Here is a 16471-nt window from a genome sequence, read left to right on the forward strand (position 1 = left end):
TCGCCTCGTACGACCTCTCAACCGCGCATGCCATCCGAAAAGACGAACAACACGAAAACCTTGGATCCGTCCGTCCGACCAGAGGCGGCGGCTGAAAACGGACCGGGCCGAGCGCTACGCGGAACGTTCGTCAGTCTGCGTTCGGCTGGGTGCGCCGGGCGTAGGCACGTGCGGCGCGGGCGCGGTCGCCGCAGCGGACGGAGCACCAGTGGCGGCGGCCGTGACGCAGCAGGTAGCGGTTGCAGGGGGTGGAACCACACGCGGTGATGCGCTCGGCATCGGGACCGGTCAGGAGGTCTGCCGCGTTGGCTGCGAGGGTCGCGAGGGCGTGGTCGAGGATCTCGTTGGTGGGGCATGGGGCCGCGCGATAGGGGCCGTTCTTCTCGTCCCAGTACAGCAGGGCGGCCGTGGGGGCCCTGCTCAGGGCGTCGTTGACGGCGGACAGAGCCGCGGGCAAAGCGGGCAGCCCGGCGACATGGGAGGCGAACAACGCCTTGAGGTGTTCGCGCAGCGCGCGCAGCTGCGCAGCGCACATCTCCTGCACCCCGGCATCGGCCGGAGCGAGGCCGCGTTCGGTGAGCCACTGATTCGTCGCCGCGGGTGTGCCGAGGAGATCGATGAGCTGCCCGCCGGGCAGCGCGACGGCGCTGTTGACGAAGTCGAGGGCGAGATAGTCCCCCGCCCCCGGCGCGGGCGGCAGCACGGGCTCGGCGGTCAGCGTCCCACTCATGGCTCTCATGGTAGGGCTTGCGCTCTTCCGTGAGAAGCCGTTACCGTCCTTCACGGATAAACCACTTCTCATCCATGAGGTGCCTTGATGGCCAGGACCAGCACGACCCCCGGGCAGATCCCCGTCCGCGTCCTCGGCGGCCCGACCGCCCATTTCGAGTACGGTGGCCTGCGATTCCTGACCGACCCGACGTTCGACCCTCCCCGCGAGTACGACGTCCCGGGCGGCCGGCTGGCCAAGACGGCGCACTCCTCCGCCGCACCGGGCGACCTCGGCCGTATCGACGTGGTCCTGCTCTCTCACGACGAGCACCCGGACAACCTCGACGACTCCGGCCGGGCACTGCTCGCCGACGTCCCGCTCACCCTCACCACGCTCGGGGCCGGGCAGCGTCTGGGGGACGGGGCCAAGGGACTGGCCGACTGGGAGCCGATCGAGCTGGATCGTCCCGGCGGCGGCACGATCACCGTGACGGGCGTGCCCGCCGTCCACGGGCCCGGCACACGCGAGGAGGTCGAACCGATCACCGGCCAGGTCGTCGGATTCGTCCTGACCGGGGAGGGCCTCCCCACGATCTACGTCAGCGGCGACAACGCCTCGCTCGAAGCGGTCGAGCAGATCGCCGAACGCTTCGACCCGGTCGACACCGCGATCCTCTTCGCCGGTGCTCCCCGCTTCACCGACCTCTTCGACAACGCGCCCCTCGTCCTCGACAGCGCCCAGGCCGCCGAGGCCGTCAAGATCCTCGGCGCCCGCCGGGTGGTTCCCGTCCACTACGACGGCTGGGCGCACTTCACCGAGGGCCGTGACGCTCTGGTGGCCGCCTTCACCGCCGCCGGGCTGGTCGACCGCCTGGACTTCGGCGACCCGAGCTGACCGGGCAAGCCGGGCACCGGCTCCGCTCGGACGGTTCACGCCTACCGAAAGAACTCCCTCGTGACGAATACCGTGCCCGCCCGGGCCGAGGACCTCCCGCGTGCCCAGGTGCAGCGTCACATCCTGATCGTCCTGGTCGCCGCTCAGGTCCTCAGCGGCGCCGGACTGGCGGCCGGGGTGACCGTCGGTGCCCTGCTCGCGCAGGAAACGCTCGGCTCCACCAGCCTCGCCGGTCTGCCCAGCGCCCTGGGCACCGCCGGTTCCGCGCTGGCGGCCCTCGCCGTCGGGCGCATCTCCCAAGCCCGCGGCCGCCGCCCCGGCCTTGCCGCGGGGTATCTGGCCGGTGCCGTCGGCAGCGCGGGCGTCATCGCCGCGGCCGTCGTCGGCGACGCCGTCCTGCTGTTCCTCTCGCTGTTCGTCTACGGCGCCGGTACGGCCACCAACCTGCAAGCCCGCTACGCCGGAGCCGATCTGGCATCCCCCGCGCGCCGCGCCGGCGCCGTGTCCACCGTGCTCGTCGCGACCACCCTGGGCGGCGTGGCCGGGCCCAACCTCGCCGCACCCACCGGCGACCTCGCTCACATCCTCGGCGTCCCCTACCTGGCCGGGCCGTTCCTTCTCGCGGGCGCCGCCTACGCGATGGCCGCCCTGATCCTGGCCCTCTGGCTGCGTCCCGATCCGTTGCTCCTGGCCGGCACCCTGGAAGCCGGACGCACCGCCGAGGCGTGCGCGCAGCCGGGCGACGCCACAGGCCGGCCACGCCCGGCGGTCGAAGAACACCGCTCCCGCCTGCTGGTCGGCGCGCTGGTCATGGTGCTCACCCAGCTGGTCATGGTCGCGATCATGACGATGACGCCCGTCCACATGCACGACCACGGCCACGGCACCGGCGCCTCCGGCTTCGTCATCGCCGTCCACATCGGCGCGATGTACCTGCCCTCGCCCCTGACCGGACGGCTCGTCGACAGCTTCGGCCGCCTCACGATCGCCGCCGCCTCCGGGCTGACCCTGCTCGCCGCCGGGATCCTCGCCGCCAACGCCCCCGGCGGCTCCGTCGCTCCGCTCGTGGTCGCCCTCGCGCTGCTGGGTCTGGGCTGGAACTTCGGCATCGTCACCGGCACCGCGATCGTCACCGACGCCGTCCCGCTGGCCACCCGCGCCAAGACCCAGGGCCTGGTCGATGTCGCCATCGCCGTCGCCGGCGCCACCGGCGGAATGGCTTCGGGCCTCGTCGTCGCCACTGCCGGCTACCCGTTCCTGGCCATCTGCGGCGGCATCCTGGCAATGGCGATCGTCCCGGCGGCCGTCGCCACCGCGCGCAGCCGATGATCAGCCACCGGACGCCCCGCCTGAGCGGCCACCCCGCGGGTGCATCGGCTATTGCCCGCCTCCGGGGGCGGCCCTGCCGGAGGCGGTGGTGGTCCCGAGTTGAGCGTTGGGCAGCACTTCGGCTGCGATGTCCCGCAGGACGCCGGCGAACCGGGCCGCCGGAAAGACCCACAGGCCCACCGTGTCCGCTCCTGCGTCGTACAGGCCGCGGAGTTGCCCGGCCATCTCCTCCGGCGTCCCCGCGACCGCGTACTCCCGTAGCCAATCGTCGCCGACCGTTGCCGCGCCCCGCTCCCGTACCTCGTCGGCGTACCGCGACCGCCCGACCAGCGCCGTGTGCGCCTCCGCCCGGAGGAAGAACCCGACCGCGTCCCGTACGGCGTCCCGCGCGATCCGCGGATCGTCGTCCACGGACGCCAGCGCGTATGCGGTAATCGGCGGCGGTGCCGTCCGTCCGGCCTCCGCCGCCCCCTCGGCGACCCGCTCCCGCGCCCACCGGACGTACGCGGGCCCCGACAGCACCGAAAGGAGGACGCCGTCGGCCTTCGCCCCGGCCAGCCGTAGGGCTCGCTCCCCCACCGCACCGACCCACAACTCCGGCGGCCGCTCCGGCGGGAAGTCAAGCCGCACCTCCTCGAACCGGTGCGGCCCGTAGGTCCCGCTGACGGTGCGCCCGGCCAGGAGCGCACGCAGCGCATCGAAGGTCTCGAAGACCGCCGCGAGAGGCCGGTCAGGCAGCACTCCCATCTGCCCGGCTCAACGGGAAGACGGCCACCGGAATACCGGTCCCGGAGAGCGTGGTGGAGGCCCTGGGCGGCGGCCGTCGGCCACGCGTCGCGGTTTCGTTCAACGGCTACGCGTTCCAGACGAGCCTTGGGTCGATGGCGGGCGAGGTCATGATTCCGGTCAGCGCCGCGGTCCGCGGTGCGGCGGGCGTCGAGGCCGGTGAGCAGCTCGACGTCGAGATCGAGCTGTCCACGCTGCCTGTGCACGTACCGGTACCCGACGAGCTGGACGCGGCCCTGGCCGCCGAGCCGGCGGTGCGAGCGTTCTTCGATCGGCTCACGCCGAGCCAGCAACGGGGCTACACCGAATGGATCGAGCAGGCCAGAAAGCCGGAGACCCGGCAGCGTCGGCTGGAGGAGACCATGACCGCGCTGCGGGACCATCGCAAACGCCGGTAGAAAACCGGGGAAGATCTTCACGTGCAGGCGGCCGACCAGGGCGTCGTGCGTGGTCATCCTTGTGGTGGTGGCCGGGCGGGGACGGGCTCGCCGGTGTGTCCCGGGTACGCCCGCCGCGGTAGGTCTGGTTACTCCTGCTGGGGGACGCCGACCGCATCGCCGGGCCGTCAACGTTGCGCTCATGGAGGCCTCGTCCCTTCGCTCTTGTGGCGGCCGCCAACACCACGTTCCGACACCGCGACATCCTCAACCGAGGAGCGATATCCATGGCGTTCGATCGTCGACAGTTCATGAAGATCTCCGGCGCGGCCGGCCTCGCGACCGGCGTCTCGGCCGCCGGGCTCGCGACGGGCGTCGGGCCCGCGTCGGCCGCGGCCGGCACGTCCCGGACCACGGCGGTCACGCACCGGATCGTGCGGACCAACGGCATCGACATGCACGTGGCCGAGGCGGGCCGCGGGCCCGCAGTCCTGCTGCTGCACGGCTTCCCCGAGCTCTGGTACTCCTGGCGCCACCAGTTGCCCGCGCTCGCCGCGGCCGGGTTCCGCGCGCTGGCTCCCGACCTGCGCGGCTACGGCCGTACCGACGCCCCCGCCGAGGTGAGGGGCTACACCCTGCGCAGCAACCTGGCCGATCTCACCGGCCTGCTGGACGCGCTGGGCGTACGTACCGCGGCGCTGGTCGGACACGACCAGGGCGCCGGAATCGCCTGGGCCGGCGCGCAGTTCCATCCCGACCGCTTCCCGGCGATGGTCGCGCTCGGCGTCGCCTACTCGCCCCGGCTCCCCATGCCGCTCACCGAGTACCTCCGGCGCAACAACCCGGGCAAGTTCAACGTGGTGCTCTACTTCCAGCCGCCGGGAGTCGCCGAGGCCGAACTGGACGCAGATCCGGCCCGGACGTTGCGCATGACCTTGTACGCGCTGTCCGGGCAGGCCCCTCTCGACCTGGTACCGCGCTGGCTGCTGAACACCCCCGAGGGCGCCGGCTTTCTCGACCCGCTCCCCGACCCAGGACGGCCGTCCCGCTGGTGCCGCTGGGTGAGCGACGCCGAGTTCGGCCGGTTCGCCCGCGAGTTCCGGCGCACCGGGTTCGGCGGCGCGCTCCGCCGCTACCGCGCCCTCGACCTCGACTGGTCGGACCTACCGCAGGAGGGGACGCTGAAGGTGCACCAGCCCACGCTCTATCTGACCGGAGAACTCGACTCCGCCTACCGCCTCGGCGGTTCCCTTGATCCGATGCGAGAGATGGTGCCGGGCCTGCGCCGAATCCACGTCATGCCCGGCTGCGGCCACTGGACCCAGCAGGAACGGCCGCACGAGGTGAACCGGCACCTGATCGACTTCCTACGACGCGAATACACACGACCCCGGTCTCAAAGACGACGCCGGTGAAATCCTCGTCCGCCCAGTGATTCCTCTCGGCTGAGGCATCCCGGCACGACGGTCGGCGAATTGGCAGCCCGCACAGAACGCGGCGATCTAGGCGGCAGTCTGCGGACGGCGGCGCCCAGGACGGAGCCGGTCGCGAAATAGCCGGCGTCCCGGGAGTCCCTGCTTCGCTCGGGATTGTCGCCGAACAGGATCAGGCATCCGGGCGGGACCCGCGCGTCGGTGATCGACGGCACCCGGTCGTGCGGCACCGGGTCGCCGGGCAGCGCGGCCAGCCGCTTGACGATCCACTCGTGCGCGCCGCTCCCGTCGGCCAGGACGACCACCTGCCCGGCGGACAGCCGGTGCGGTGGCAGCACGCGGACCAGCAGCCGGTCCCCATGGCGGAGCGTCGGCTCCATGCTCGGCCCGCGGACGGTCACCACGACCAGACGGCGGCGCAGCGTCCACGCGCCCGCGGCGAGCAGCGCGGCACCCGCCGCGCCCGCGCCCGCCGCGCCCGCGACGGCCGCGCCGATCATGCCGGTGTCTCCACGCCGTACCCGCCGGCCTGGAGCCGGAAGAGACGGGCGTACAGCCCGTCCGAGGCGAGCAGCTCGGCGTGGGTGCCGGTCTCGGCGACCCGGCCCGCGTCGACGACCGCGATGAGATCCGCGTCGCGGACGGCGCCGAGCCGGTGCGAGATGAGCAGGCTGGTGGCGCCGCGCCGGAACTCCCGCAGCTGGACGTGCATCGCGTGCTCGGCCTCCGGGTCCAGGCCCGAGCTCGGCTCGTCCAGGATGAGCAGGTCGCGGCCGGTGCGCAGGAAGGCGCGGGCCAGCGCCACCCGCTGCCACTGCCCGCCGGACAGCAGCACGCCCGTCTCCGGGTCGTCCTCGTCGCGGCCCGTCCCGTCCGCGGCGAGGAAGAACGTGCGGGAGAGCATGGTGTCGTAGCCGTGAGGGAGCGCGGCGAGCGCCTCGTGCACGCCCGCCTCCCGGGCCGCGCGCTCGATCCGCGCGCGGTCGTGCAGCGCGTGGACGTCGCCGATCCCGATGTTCTCGGCCGCCGGGAGGTCGTAGGACATGTAGTCCTGGAAGACCGCGCCGATCCGCCGCCGCAGGTCCGCGACGGGCAGGGCGGCGATGTCCGTGCCGTCCCAGAGGATCCGGCCGCGGGTCGGGTCGTAGAACCGGCACAGCAGCTTGACGATCGTGCTCTTGCCCGCGCCGTTCGCGCCGACCAGCCCGAGCGACCGTCCCGCCGGGATGGTCAGGTCGACGCCCCGGAGTATCCACGGGAGGTCGTCGCCGTAGCGGAACCAGACGTCCTCGAACTCGATGCCGGGCCGCCGGGCCTGGGCGCGGACCGGGGACGCCGTCGCGGCGGGCAGGTCCGGTTCGAGGGACGTCACGTGGCGGAAGTGGCCGAAGAGCAGCAGGGCGTGATGGGTCGTCGCGACCTCTCCGATGACGGCGCTGAGCGCGCCCTGGGTGCCCGCGACCGCCGCGACGAGGACCGCGACGTCGCCGACGGAGAGCCGGCCCTCCGCCGCGAGGAGGACGGCCCAGGCCAGCCCCGTCCCGGAGATCAGCGCCGAGAACGCCGCGAGGGCGCTGTGGGCGCGGGTCTCGCGCCGGTCCATCGACCTGCGCTCCCGGTTGACCGTCCGGATCTCGGCGAGCATCCGCGTCCGGAACAGATCGCCGAGCCCGAACAGCCGCACCTCCTTCGCGGCCGTCAGGCTGGACAGCAGGTCGCCGTAGAACAGCTCGCGCCGCTCGGCCGGGCCGACGCCCCACACCATCTGGGCCCGGCGCCTGCTGAGCGCGAGCTCCGGCAGCATCGCCGGGACGGCCGCCGCCGGCAGCAGCACGGCCATCGGCGGATGGAGCACGACGAGCACGCTGAGGAACCCGGCCAGCGTGACCGCGCTCTGCGCCATCCCGACCATCCCCTCCAGGACCTGCCCGGGACCGGAGCCGCCCGCCTGCTGCGCGAGCCGGAGCCGGTCCTGGAAGCCCGGGTCCTCCAGCCGGGACAGGCCGGTCTGCCGGTTGACCGCGTCGAAGAGGCGGTCCTTGGCGTCCAGCGCGACCGCCCGGCCCAGCTCGTTCGTCAGGTACCGGGTGACCTGGGCGAGCATCAGGCCGGCGCAGCCGATGCACGCCAGCGCGGTGACCGTCCCGATCAGCTCCCCGCGCGGCGCGTGCGCGACGATCTTGTCCAGGACGAGCTTGGTCGTCCAGGCCGTGGCCACCGGGACGAACCCGGTCGCCAGCGTGGCCGCGATCTGCGCGGACGCGACGCCGGGCGCCGCGCGCAACGCGAGGACCACCGCCGCCCCGCAGTTCCGCAGCAGATCCCGTCTCGGCGTCACCGGTGTTCGCGATGCGCTCACAGTGGTTCCGCGACGGCCGCTCAGTGTGCGCTCGCCGCGGCGGACTCGTGCCGGTGGCCGTCCGCGTCGCTGCTGAGGACGACGCCCGTCCCGTCCACGACGCACGCCGACGGGAAGGCGCTGACGCCGAACGCATCCGCCATCGGCGAGTCCGCCGGGCTCTCCAGCACCACGCGCGCCGCCCTGTCCAGCCCGGACGAGCCGACGAGCTCCGTGGCGGCGGGCTCGTCCCCGACCACGACGGCGATCGTCTCGTCCCGTCGCGAGGCCTCGCGGACGAACCCCGGCAGCCGCTCCCGGCAGGTCGCGCAGTCCGGCGAGAAGAAGCCGACGAGCACGCTCTCGGCGGACTCGGTCAGCGACTCCCGCGTGACGAGCCCACCGCCGGACGTGACCGCGGAGAAGGCGTCGACGCGCTCGCCCGTCCGCTTGATCGGCGTCTTTTCCGTGCTCCGGGTGAGGACGTGCTCGATCAGCGCGCCGTGGACCCGCAGCCGGCGGACGATCCCGAGGCTCAGGACGAGGTCGGCCAGGCAGAGCGCGCCGACGAGGACGACCGCCGCGGTCAGGTAGGGCATGGGAACTCCTCAGCTTGACACGATGTCCGCGCGGAACAGCCGGACGATGTCGTCCGACGCGATGACCAGGAGCGCCGCCGTGGCGCCCGCGCAGGCCGCGACGAGCAGGCCCGCCGCGTGACCGTCCCCGCCGGTGCCGGGTAGGCCCGCCGCGGCGAGGCCGGCCAGCAGCAGGTTGCGGACGATGTGCCGCACGCCGAGCACCGTGGCCGACGGCCCGAAGCACTGGCACGTCGTCCGTCCGCCGCGGCGCAGGCCCGCGCCGATTCCCGCGCTGAAGGCGAGGAGCAGCGCGGCCGCGGCGGCGAGGCCGGCGGAGCCGGGGGCCGTCCGCCACGGACCGTCCGCTCCGGCCGCCGTCAGCGCCGCCGACCAGGCCAGCAGGACCGCGACGGCGGCCTCGACGGCGACGACCGCGACGGCGATCGGCGTGCCCGCGCGGGGGGCGGGCACGCCGAGCCGTCGCAGCGACCGGGCGAAGTCCCGGAACGCGTCCGCGGAGCGGGCCTTGGCGAAGGCCGCGACCGCGAACACCACGGTGAGCAGGACCGTGTCCGCGAAGTGCAAGTAGTGCACCAAGGTCGCCGGTCGCCTCAGCAGCTGGAGCAGCCGGCCGTGCTCCGGCAGTTCCGGTTGCAGGGGCCGCACACGACCTGGCCGCTCTGGTACCGCGTGCAGGAGCGCTGGCAGATCGTGTGGCAACGGCACGAACAGTCCTCGTACCACTGGTCCGCGGCGGCGGCGGTGATGTTCGGCACCAGGCCGGCGAGCAGCCGGTCGGCTAGGCGGGCGGTCTTCGTGATGAGCGTCATGGCAGTGGTCCCTTTCTCCGCTGCACCCGGCGAAGGCGCAGTCTCTGCGCAGAGTCTGGATGAGCGGACGGGGCCGTCCGAGGGCGGCGACCGGACATTGTCCGGACATTCGGCTCACGCCACACCGACAGTCGAACACATCGTGGTTCCATGGCGACCAATTGCTACATGCGGCTACCTTTCCGGCGATGGCGTGCTCGGCGTCGTCGTCCGCCGGCTACGGCCTTCGGGAGCGTCGGCTACGCGCGGGTGATCAGGTCGGCCAGGTCCGGGAGGACGGCGTCGGCGACGGTGATCTTCCGGTCGAGCAGGCCGTTGGCGTGCAGCAGGTCGGCGGCCCGCTGCTGCTCGGCGACGAAGTCGTCGCCGACCGGGAGGAGCCCGAACGGGCGGCCGCGCAGCGCGTGCTCCCACGCGTCGAGGTCGTCGCCGGCGTCGGCGGCGAACAGCGCGGCCGCCTCGCGGGGGTTGGCGCGGATCCAGGCGTCCGACTCCTGTAGCGCCCCGACGATGGTCGCCAGGACGTCGCGGTGCCGGACGGCGAAGTCGCGCCGCGTGAACCACAGCGAGCGGTGGCTGAACAGCCCTTCGGTCTCGATCAGCGTCCGCGGTTCCGTCTCGCTCTCCAGCGCGGCGAGCGCGGGGTAGCTGCCCGTCCAGGCGTCGACCTTGCCGTCGAGGAGCAGTTGCGCGCCCTCGGCGCCGGCGTCGACCGGCTCGATGTCGCGCCAGGTCAGCCCGGCCTGGTCGAGCGCGAGCAGCAGGAGCGTGGTCTGCCAGGAGCCGTGGCCGAGGGCGACCCGCTTCCCGGCCAGGTCGGCCGGGGAGGCGATGCCGGAGCCCGGCAGGGCGACCAGGCGCCCGTTGTCCACCCGCGGGCCGGAGATCGCCACGTAGACGATGTCGTGGCCGCGGGCCTGCGCGGTGACCGGCGGCGTGGAGCCGGTGCCGATGAAGTCGTAGCCGCCGTCGAACAGGTGGTCGCCGTGCAGGGACGGCAGGCCCTCCGTGGGCGCGGGACGGTCGCCCGCGGGAAGCGACCGCAGGTCCACCCACTCCACGTCCGGCAGCGATCGCTCCAGCACGCCCCGGTGACGCAGCACCCAGAGCGAGTTGTTGTGGGGGAAGAAGCCGACGCGGGTCATCGGGTGGATCCTTTCGCTTGGAGATTTTCGAGGGAGGGGACGGACGTGTCGGGCGCGGTGTCCGGCCAGCGGCCGCGCAGCAGGGGAAGGACGTTCTCGCCGACGCGGCGCGCCTCCTCCAGGTGCGGCACCCCGGCGAGGATGAACGCGTCCACGCCGAGCGCGATCAGCTCGTCGAGCCGGGCGGCGACCTGCGAGTAGCTGCCGACCAGCCCGAACGCGGGACCGCCGCGCAGCAGGTGGAACCCGCCCCACACGTTGGGGCTCGCCTCCAGCTCGCGGGGCGCGCGCACCGGCCAGTCGACGAACCGCGAGCTGCGCAGCCAGCCGACGGAGTCGCCGGTGGACTCGGGGCCCCGCAGCCGCTCGGGGTCGACGTGCCGCCAGCCGCGGCGGATCTCCGCCCACGCCTCGTCCTCGGTCTCGCGGGCCAGCACGTCGATGCGCACGGCGAACCTGGACGAGCGGCCGATCGCGGCGCTGTGCTCGCGGACCTGGTCGAACTTCGCGGCCAGCGCGGGGAACGGCTCCAGCCACGACAGGTAGTAGTCGGCGTGCCGCCCGGCGGCCTCGATCGCCGCCTTGGACGAGCCCGAGAAGTAGATCTCGGGGAAGGGCTGCCCGGCGAGGCGCTCCGGAAGACCCGCGCCCTCGACCCGGTAGAAGCGGCCGTTGTGGGTGACCGGGCCGCCGTACCAGACGGCCTTGAGGACGTCGAGGAACTCCGAGGTCCTGGCGTACCGGTCGTCGTGGCCGACCTTGTCGCCCCACCACAGCTGGGCGGGGCCGCCGCCGCCGGAGATGATGTTGTAGACGACGCGTCCGCCGGTGGCGCGCTGCAGGCTCGCCGACATCCGCGCCGCCTGCACCGGGTGCAGGAAACCGGGCTGGAAGGCGATCATGAACCGGTAGGTGGTGGTCTCGCGTGCCAGGCTCGCGGCCGCCGCCCAGGGGTCGTCGGTGAAGGGGAACGAGGGCAGCAGCCCGCCGACGAACCCGGACAGCTCGGTGGAGCGGGCGACGTCGGCCATGTGGTCCAGGTGGCTGTACCCGTCCGGACGGCCCTCGCGCACCCCCGGGGTGATGCTGCCCGGCACGCCAGGCGACCAGTCGCCGCGGGTCACCAGGCGGCGGCGCAGCGACGGCTGGTCGCCGTGCGTCCCGATGCGCCAGTAGATGTCAATCGACATGGGCTCGCTCCCGAACGAAGAGGGGCAGCAGCTGCTCCCCGAGCCGGTAGATCTCCTCGACGTGCGGCGCCGGCTCCAGGACGAACGTGCTCACACCCCGGCCGGCATAGGCCCGCAGCTGCGCCGCGACCTGCTCGAACGTCCCGGTGAGGGCATGCTCGGGGACGTTCGGGACGGCGTGCGCCTCGACCTCGTCCTCGCGCGCCGCCACGGTCAGCCGCAGTCCCGAGGCGACGCTCCGGCCGCGCTCGGCGGCGCGTTCGCCCAGGTCGGCGATGAGCGCGTCGAGGTCGTCGGTGACGTCGAAGACGTGGACGTCGGCGTGCTTCGCGGACAGGTCCAGCGCGTCGGCCGAGACGCCGGACAGATGGACGGCCGGGAAGCGCCGTCCGGCCAGCGGACCCTGGAAGCCGCCCGCGAGAACCTGGAAGAACCTGCCCTCGTAGGTGTAGTCCTCGTGCTTCCACACGCCCTTGGCGATGGTGAGGAACTCGTCGGCGCGGGCGTACCGGTCCGGGCCGTCCAGGAAGTCGCCGTGCGCGCGCGCCGTCGCCGCGGGGAGGTCGACGACCGGCCACCAGCCGAAGCGGTCTTTGGCGAACCGCTGCAGCGACGCCGACAGCTTGGCCGCGTACACCGGGGTCCCGACGCCCGGATGGAAGCCCGCGACGCCGTGGATCCAGCGGTTATGGCGCAGGAGCCCCGCGACCACCACCAGCGATTCCTCCGCGTCCGGCGCGAAGGGGGCGACGACCCCGTCGAACCCGGTGACCTCGGCGGCGCGGCCCACCTCACCGATCCTGTCGAAGGGCCCGTACCTGCCCTGGCGGATGTCGGTGACGAACTCCGGCAGCGGCGCCGGTGTTGCGTCCGGCCCGGTGGTCGGCAGCGTGAGCAGGAACCTGGGCGGCGGCGTCATGCCGCCGCCCTCGCGGAGACCTCGCGCAGCGGCTCGGGCGCCGCCCACGACACGACGTCCACGTCGGCGGCCAGGAATCCGTGGAGCAGCAGGAAGTCCTTCTGCTTCACGAGCAGGTCGAGGCGTTCGGGCGACAGGTCGGGACGCAGCGTGCGGTGGAACCCGTCGCGGTAGGCGGTGCGCACGCCGGACGCGCCCGACCGGGTCTCCCCCGCGAGAATTCGCCGCACGCCGTCCAGGTCGGCGGCGGCCCAGTCGGCGGCGCGGAGCGTGGCGGCGAGGAACGCGGTCACCAGCTCGGGCCGCTCGTCCAGCAGCCGCTCGTGCACGGTGATCGGCCGCGGCGTGCCGTTGTTGACGCGGGTCGACGGGTCGGGATGGGCGTCCAGGTCGACGCCGACGACGAGGCCGAGAGCGGCGGCCTGCTCGGCGGCGCGGGCGCCCTTGACGTAGACGGCGTCCACCTGGCCGCGGGCGAGTTCGTCCAGGCCGGGCCAGGCGATGCGGCCGCCGCGCGCGTCGCGTCCCACCGACGGCGACAGGTCGGCGGCGACCTCGACGAACGTGACGTCGTCCAGGGTGAGGCCGCCTTGAGTGAGCGCGCCCTTGACGCCGTGCAGCGCCATCGCGCGCGGGAAGCTCTGCGCCCTCGTCCGCGCCCAGCCGGGCAGCGCCACGCGGGCGCCGCGCAGATCTTCCGGCCCTCCGATACCCGAGCCCGGACGGACGAGGACCGACTGCCACTCCTCGATCCACGTCAGCCCGATCAGCCTGGTCGGCGCGCCCTCGCTGCGGGCGGCCAGCGCGGGGACGTTGCCGCCCTCGCGGAACAGCCCCGGCAGGTCGTGGTCGAAATGGTGGCGGGCCAGCTCGGGTTCCGCGTCCTGCAGGACGCCCACCTCCAGCCCGTACGGCGCGAACGCCTCGGCCAGCCCGCCGAGCCGGTGGGCGAGGCCGCTGGCGGTCGGAACCGGGCAGCGGGTGAACCAGATCTTGTCGACACCACGGTTACGCGGACTGCTCATGCGATCACTCCTCGGTCGGACGGCAGGACTACTTGCTCGGACGGCACGGAGACGCCCAGGCGGGCCAGCAGCTCACGGCGGTGCTCCAGCACCACCGGGTCGGACGCGGCCGACGACACGCCGCGGGGACGGGGCAGATCGATGGCACGGTCCACCACGAAGGCGCCGTCGTCCAGCACCGCGACCCGGTCGGCCAGGCGGACGGCCTCGTCCACGTCGTGGGTGACGAGCACGACCGCCGGACGGTGCCGGGCGCACAGTTCGGCCACCAGGTCCTGGGCCTGGAGCCGGGTCAGGGCGTCCAGGGCGGCGAACGGCTCGTCCAGCAGCAGCACCTGCGGGTCGCGCACCAGCGCGCGGGCCAGCGCCACCCGCTGCGCCTCCCCGCCCGACAGGGTGGCGGGCCAGGCGCGTTCACGTCCGCCCAGGCCGACCTCGGTGAGCGCGCGGCCGCCCTTGCCGCGCATCGAACGCGGCAGCCCGAGCGTGACGTTGGCCAGCACGCGCCTGGCCACCACCAGCCGGGGCTCCTGGTAGACCGTGGTGACGCGCGGCGCGGTCAGCACCGTCCCCGCGTCGGGCCGCTCCAGACCGGCCAGCAGCCGCAGCAGCGTGGTCTTGCCGGTGCCGCTCGGGCCGAGCAGCGCGAAGAACTCGCCGCGCCTGACCTCCAGGTCGATCCCGTCCAGGACGGTCTTGGCGCCGAACGCCTTGCGCAGCCCCCGCACCCGCACCGCCACCTCGCGCCCGTCGCGGGTCATCGGGCCGTCACCTGCCCGCGCCACGGCGTGGCGAGCCGTTCCAGACCCCTGATCGCCAGGTCGATGAGCAGCCCGAGCAGCGCGTAGATCAGGATGCACAGCACCATGTAGTCGTTGCGGTAGTACTGCTGGGCGAGCGTCACCAGGTAGCCAATGCCCTCGGTCGCGCCGAGCTGCTCGGCGGCGATCAGCCCGGTCAGCGACACCGACAGGCTGATCCGCAGCGCCATCAGCACGCTGGGCAGCGCGGACGGGAGCACCACCGCCACCGCCAGCCGCGCCCCGCGGAGCCCGAACCCGCGCGCGGCCTCCACCACCTTGCGGTCGACGCTGCGCACGCCCAGGTAGACGTAGGCGTACATGGGCGCGGACGCGGCCACCGCGATGAGCGCGACCTTGAACGTCTCGCCGACGCCGAACCAGGAGATGAACAGCGGCACCAGCGCCAGGAACGGCACCGCCCGCTTCATCTGCAGGGTCAGGTCGATCAGTTCCTCGCCGAGCGCGGACAGCCCGGCGGCCGCGCCGAGCACCAGCCCCGCACCGCAGCCGACCAGGACGCCGAGGGCCGCGCGGCGCGCCGAGGCGAGCACGTAGTCGGCGAGCTGCCCGGTGGACGCCAGCTCCCGCAGAGCGGACAGCACCGCGCCCGGCCCGGTCAGGACGTCCGGCGGGATGCGCCCGCTGCTCGCCCCCCACCACCAGGCGACCAGCAGCGCCAGCGGCACCGACAGCCGCAGGGCCAGCGAGGTCGCCGGACGCCGCCGCCGCTTCCCCAGCCACGGCGGCGGGCGCAGCTCGCCGGCGGTCTCCTCTACCGGACGCCGCCCCACGGCCCCGGCATCGGACGCGATCTCCGCGGTCATCGGGCGGCCCCCAGCTTGAACAGGACGTCCTCGGGACGGATCGCGTTCGGCAGCACGCCCTGCTCCTGGAACAGACCGGCGACCGCGGTGACGTGCGCTCCGTCGGCGTCGGTGACGGGACGCGGCACGCTCTGGAAGCGGGCCTTGGCGATCGCGTCGTCCAGCCGTGCGCCGGACAGGGCGGTCGGGCCCTTGTCGAGGAACACGTTCTGGAACTTGCGCGGGTCGCGCTTCTCCTGCTCGGTCAGCTCGCGGACCACGTCCAGGAAGACCTGGACGGCGCGCGGGTTGCCCTGGAGCACCTCGGTGCGGGCGGCGAAGATGGTGAGGTCCCGATCGGGCAGGTCGCGGCCGTGCACCAGGACCCGCGCACCCTTCGCGACCACCTCGGGATAGGCGTCGACGATCGCCCACCAAGCGTCCACCTTGCCGGTCGCGAACGCCGACGCGCCCTGCGCCGGGTTCAGATGGACGCGCTGGACCTGCGAGGCCGGAATCCCGGCCTGTTTGAGCGCGAGCAGCAGCAGGTACTCGCCGCGCCCGGCCTTGTTGACGGCGACGCGCTTGCCGACCAGGTCGCGGACCGTCCTGACCGGGCTGTCCGCCTTGACGACCAGGCCGTCCTCGTGCGGCGCGGCCTTGTCGGCGACCCGGTCGGCGGCGGCGAAGATGCGCAGGTCGCGACCGTTGGCCAGGTAGCCCACGGCCGGTGAGATCGCGCCCTCCAGCACGTTCACCGACCGGGACCGCACCGCGTCGATCGTCGCCGTGAACGAGGCGTACGAGCCGCCCCACTCCACCCGCGCGCCGACGGCCTTGAGCCGCTCCTCCAAGATCTTCTCGCGCTTGGCGTAGGCGAGCACACCGGCGTTGCCCGGGTCCTTCAGCTTGATCACCGAGCCGGGCCCGGAGCCGCCTCCCCCGGCCGTGGCCGACCCGCCGCAGGCGGCGGCCAGGCTCAGCAGCAGGGCGAGGACGGCGCAGACCAACGGTGGCCGACGGCGCGGGGACTTCGCCCGGGAGGCGTGCGGGACAGAACTCGACATGGCTGACTTGGCCCTTCACGAACGAGCGAGAAGACCGCCGCCGCGTCCGGACAGGAGACGGCGGCGGGTTCTCGCGGGAGGAGAACTCGGGGAGAGGAGGGGAGAGGGCAGATCCGGATCAGCGACAGAGAGTGCTGTCCAGCCGCATGTGGTCCACCACACGCCGGACGGTCAGTGCGTGCGCCATATTCCTATAATTATGGTAGGAAAAATATGTGTCAAGCCCGTATTGCGCAGGT

Annotated in this window: 18 protein-coding genes and 1 pseudogene; 5 read left to right on the forward strand and 14 right to left on the reverse strand. The window is 73.4% G+C overall.

Going from position 1 to position 16471, the window contains the following annotated elements; translation table 11 throughout:
- Positions 1-130: 130 nt before the first annotated feature.
- Entirely contained in the window at positions 131-730 is a 600-nt protein-coding gene (locus ACH34T_RS10160; protein WP_395991752.1) for a CGNR zinc finger domain-containing protein, read from the reverse strand.
- Positions 731-817: 87 nt separating this feature from the next.
- Here ACH34T_RS10160 and ACH34T_RS10165 point away from each other — a divergent pair, with 87 nt between their 5' ends.
- Both ACH34T_RS10165 and ACH34T_RS10170 read left to right on the forward strand, forming a co-directional pair.
- Positions 818-1606 (forward strand): MBL fold metallo-hydrolase, encoded by a 789-nt coding sequence (locus tag ACH34T_RS10165; protein WP_395991753.1) that lies wholly within the window; start codon positions 818-820, stop codon positions 1604-1606.
- Between the two features lie 60 nt (positions 1607-1666).
- On the forward strand, positions 1667-2935 hold the full coding sequence (locus ACH34T_RS10170; protein ID WP_395991754.1) for an MFS transporter: 1269 nt from the start codon (positions 1667-1669) through the stop codon (positions 2933-2935).
- Positions 2936-2983: 48 nt separating this feature from the next.
- Here the strand turns inward: ACH34T_RS10170 and ACH34T_RS10175 are convergent, their stop codons facing one another.
- Entirely contained in the window at positions 2984-3682 is a 699-nt protein-coding gene (locus ACH34T_RS10175; RefSeq protein ID WP_395991755.1) for an LLM class flavin-dependent oxidoreductase, read from the reverse strand.
- Between the two features lie 26 nt (positions 3683-3708).
- On the opposite strand from ACH34T_RS10175, the pseudogene ACH34T_RS10180 reads away from it, so the two are divergent.
- The 3 genes and pseudogenes from ACH34T_RS10180 to ACH34T_RS10190 all read left to right on the forward strand — a co-directional run.
- Positions 3709-3891, forward strand: a pseudogene (locus ACH34T_RS10180) (DUF1905 domain-containing protein); the annotation flags it as partial.
- Positions 3892-3921: 30 nt separating this feature from the next.
- The gene (locus tag ACH34T_RS10185) at positions 3922-4119 is read left to right on the forward strand and encodes a YdeI family protein (RefSeq protein ID WP_395991800.1); all 198 of its coding nucleotides are present in this window, start codon (positions 3922-3924) and stop codon (positions 4117-4119) included.
- A 266-nt stretch (positions 4120-4385) separates the two neighbouring features.
- A complete protein-coding gene (locus ACH34T_RS10190) occupies positions 4386-5513 on the forward strand; it encodes an alpha/beta fold hydrolase (RefSeq protein WP_395991756.1) in 1128 nt (375 codons plus the stop codon).
- On the opposite strand, the gene ACH34T_RS10195 is transcribed toward ACH34T_RS10190, so the two are convergent.
- From ACH34T_RS10195 to ACH34T_RS10250, 12 genes are all read right to left on the reverse strand, one after another.
- Positions 5495-6031, reverse strand: a complete 537-nt coding sequence (locus tag ACH34T_RS10195) for a S26 family signal peptidase (RefSeq protein WP_395991757.1) — start codon at positions 6029-6031, stop codon at positions 5495-5497. The genes ACH34T_RS10190 and ACH34T_RS10195 overlap by 19 nt on opposite strands.
- Positions 6028-7869: an ABC transporter ATP-binding protein gene (locus ACH34T_RS10200; RefSeq protein WP_395991758.1), complete on the reverse strand. Its 1842-nt coding sequence runs from the start codon at positions 7867-7869 to the stop codon at positions 6028-6030. The genes ACH34T_RS10195 and ACH34T_RS10200 overlap by 4 nt, the downstream gene beginning before the upstream one ends.
- A 41-nt stretch (positions 7870-7910) precedes the next feature.
- A complete protein-coding gene (locus ACH34T_RS10205) occupies positions 7911-8468 on the reverse strand; it encodes a TlpA family protein disulfide reductase (RefSeq protein ID WP_395991759.1) in 558 nt (185 codons plus the stop codon).
- Positions 8469-8477: 9 nt separating this feature from the next.
- A complete protein-coding gene (locus ACH34T_RS10210; protein WP_395991760.1) occupies positions 8478-9044 on the reverse strand; it encodes a MauE/DoxX family redox-associated membrane protein in 567 nt (188 codons plus the stop codon).
- Positions 9045-9061: 17 nt separating this feature from the next.
- The gene (locus ACH34T_RS10215) at positions 9062-9280 is read right to left on the reverse strand and encodes a hypothetical protein (protein WP_395991761.1); all 219 of its coding nucleotides are present in this window, start codon (positions 9278-9280) and stop codon (positions 9062-9064) included.
- Positions 9281-9519: 239 nt separating this feature from the next.
- Positions 9520-10425 carry an ABC transporter substrate-binding protein gene (locus ACH34T_RS10220; protein WP_395991762.1) on the reverse strand — a complete coding sequence of 302 codons (906 nt, stop codon included), beginning with the start codon at positions 10423-10425 and terminating at the stop codon, positions 9520-9522.
- Positions 10422-11615 carry an LLM class flavin-dependent oxidoreductase gene (locus ACH34T_RS10225; protein ID WP_395991763.1) on the reverse strand — a complete coding sequence of 398 codons (1194 nt, stop codon included), beginning with the start codon at positions 11613-11615 and terminating at the stop codon, positions 10422-10424. Before ACH34T_RS10225 ends, ACH34T_RS10220 begins: the two co-directional genes overlap by 4 nt.
- Positions 11605-12534 carry an LLM class flavin-dependent oxidoreductase gene (locus tag ACH34T_RS10230; protein WP_395991764.1) on the reverse strand — a complete coding sequence of 310 codons (930 nt, stop codon included), beginning with the start codon at positions 12532-12534 and terminating at the stop codon, positions 11605-11607. Before ACH34T_RS10230 ends, ACH34T_RS10225 begins: the two co-directional genes overlap by 11 nt.
- Positions 12531-13559 (reverse strand): ABC transporter substrate-binding protein, encoded by a 1029-nt coding sequence (locus ACH34T_RS10235; protein WP_395991765.1) that lies wholly within the window; start codon positions 13557-13559, stop codon positions 12531-12533. Before ACH34T_RS10235 ends, ACH34T_RS10230 begins: the two co-directional genes overlap by 4 nt.
- On the reverse strand, positions 13556-14320 hold the full coding sequence (locus ACH34T_RS10240) for an ABC transporter ATP-binding protein (protein WP_395991766.1): 765 nt from the start codon (positions 14318-14320) through the stop codon (positions 13556-13558). The genes ACH34T_RS10235 and ACH34T_RS10240 overlap by 4 nt, the downstream gene beginning before the upstream one ends.
- Positions 14317-15186: an ABC transporter permease gene (locus ACH34T_RS10245; RefSeq protein WP_395991767.1), complete on the reverse strand. Its 870-nt coding sequence runs from the start codon at positions 15184-15186 to the stop codon at positions 14317-14319. Before ACH34T_RS10245 ends, ACH34T_RS10240 begins: the two co-directional genes overlap by 4 nt.
- Positions 15183-16232 carry an ABC transporter substrate-binding protein gene (locus ACH34T_RS10250; protein ID WP_395991768.1) on the reverse strand — a complete coding sequence of 350 codons (1050 nt, stop codon included), beginning with the start codon at positions 16230-16232 and terminating at the stop codon, positions 15183-15185. The genes ACH34T_RS10245 and ACH34T_RS10250 overlap by 4 nt, the downstream gene beginning before the upstream one ends.
- Between the last annotated feature and the right edge of the window lie 239 nt (positions 16233-16471).

Source organism: Actinomadura sp. 9N215 (assembly GCF_044326345.1).
In the GTDB taxonomy this organism is placed as follows: domain Bacteria; phylum Actinomycetota; class Actinomycetes; order Streptosporangiales; family Streptosporangiaceae; genus Spirillospora.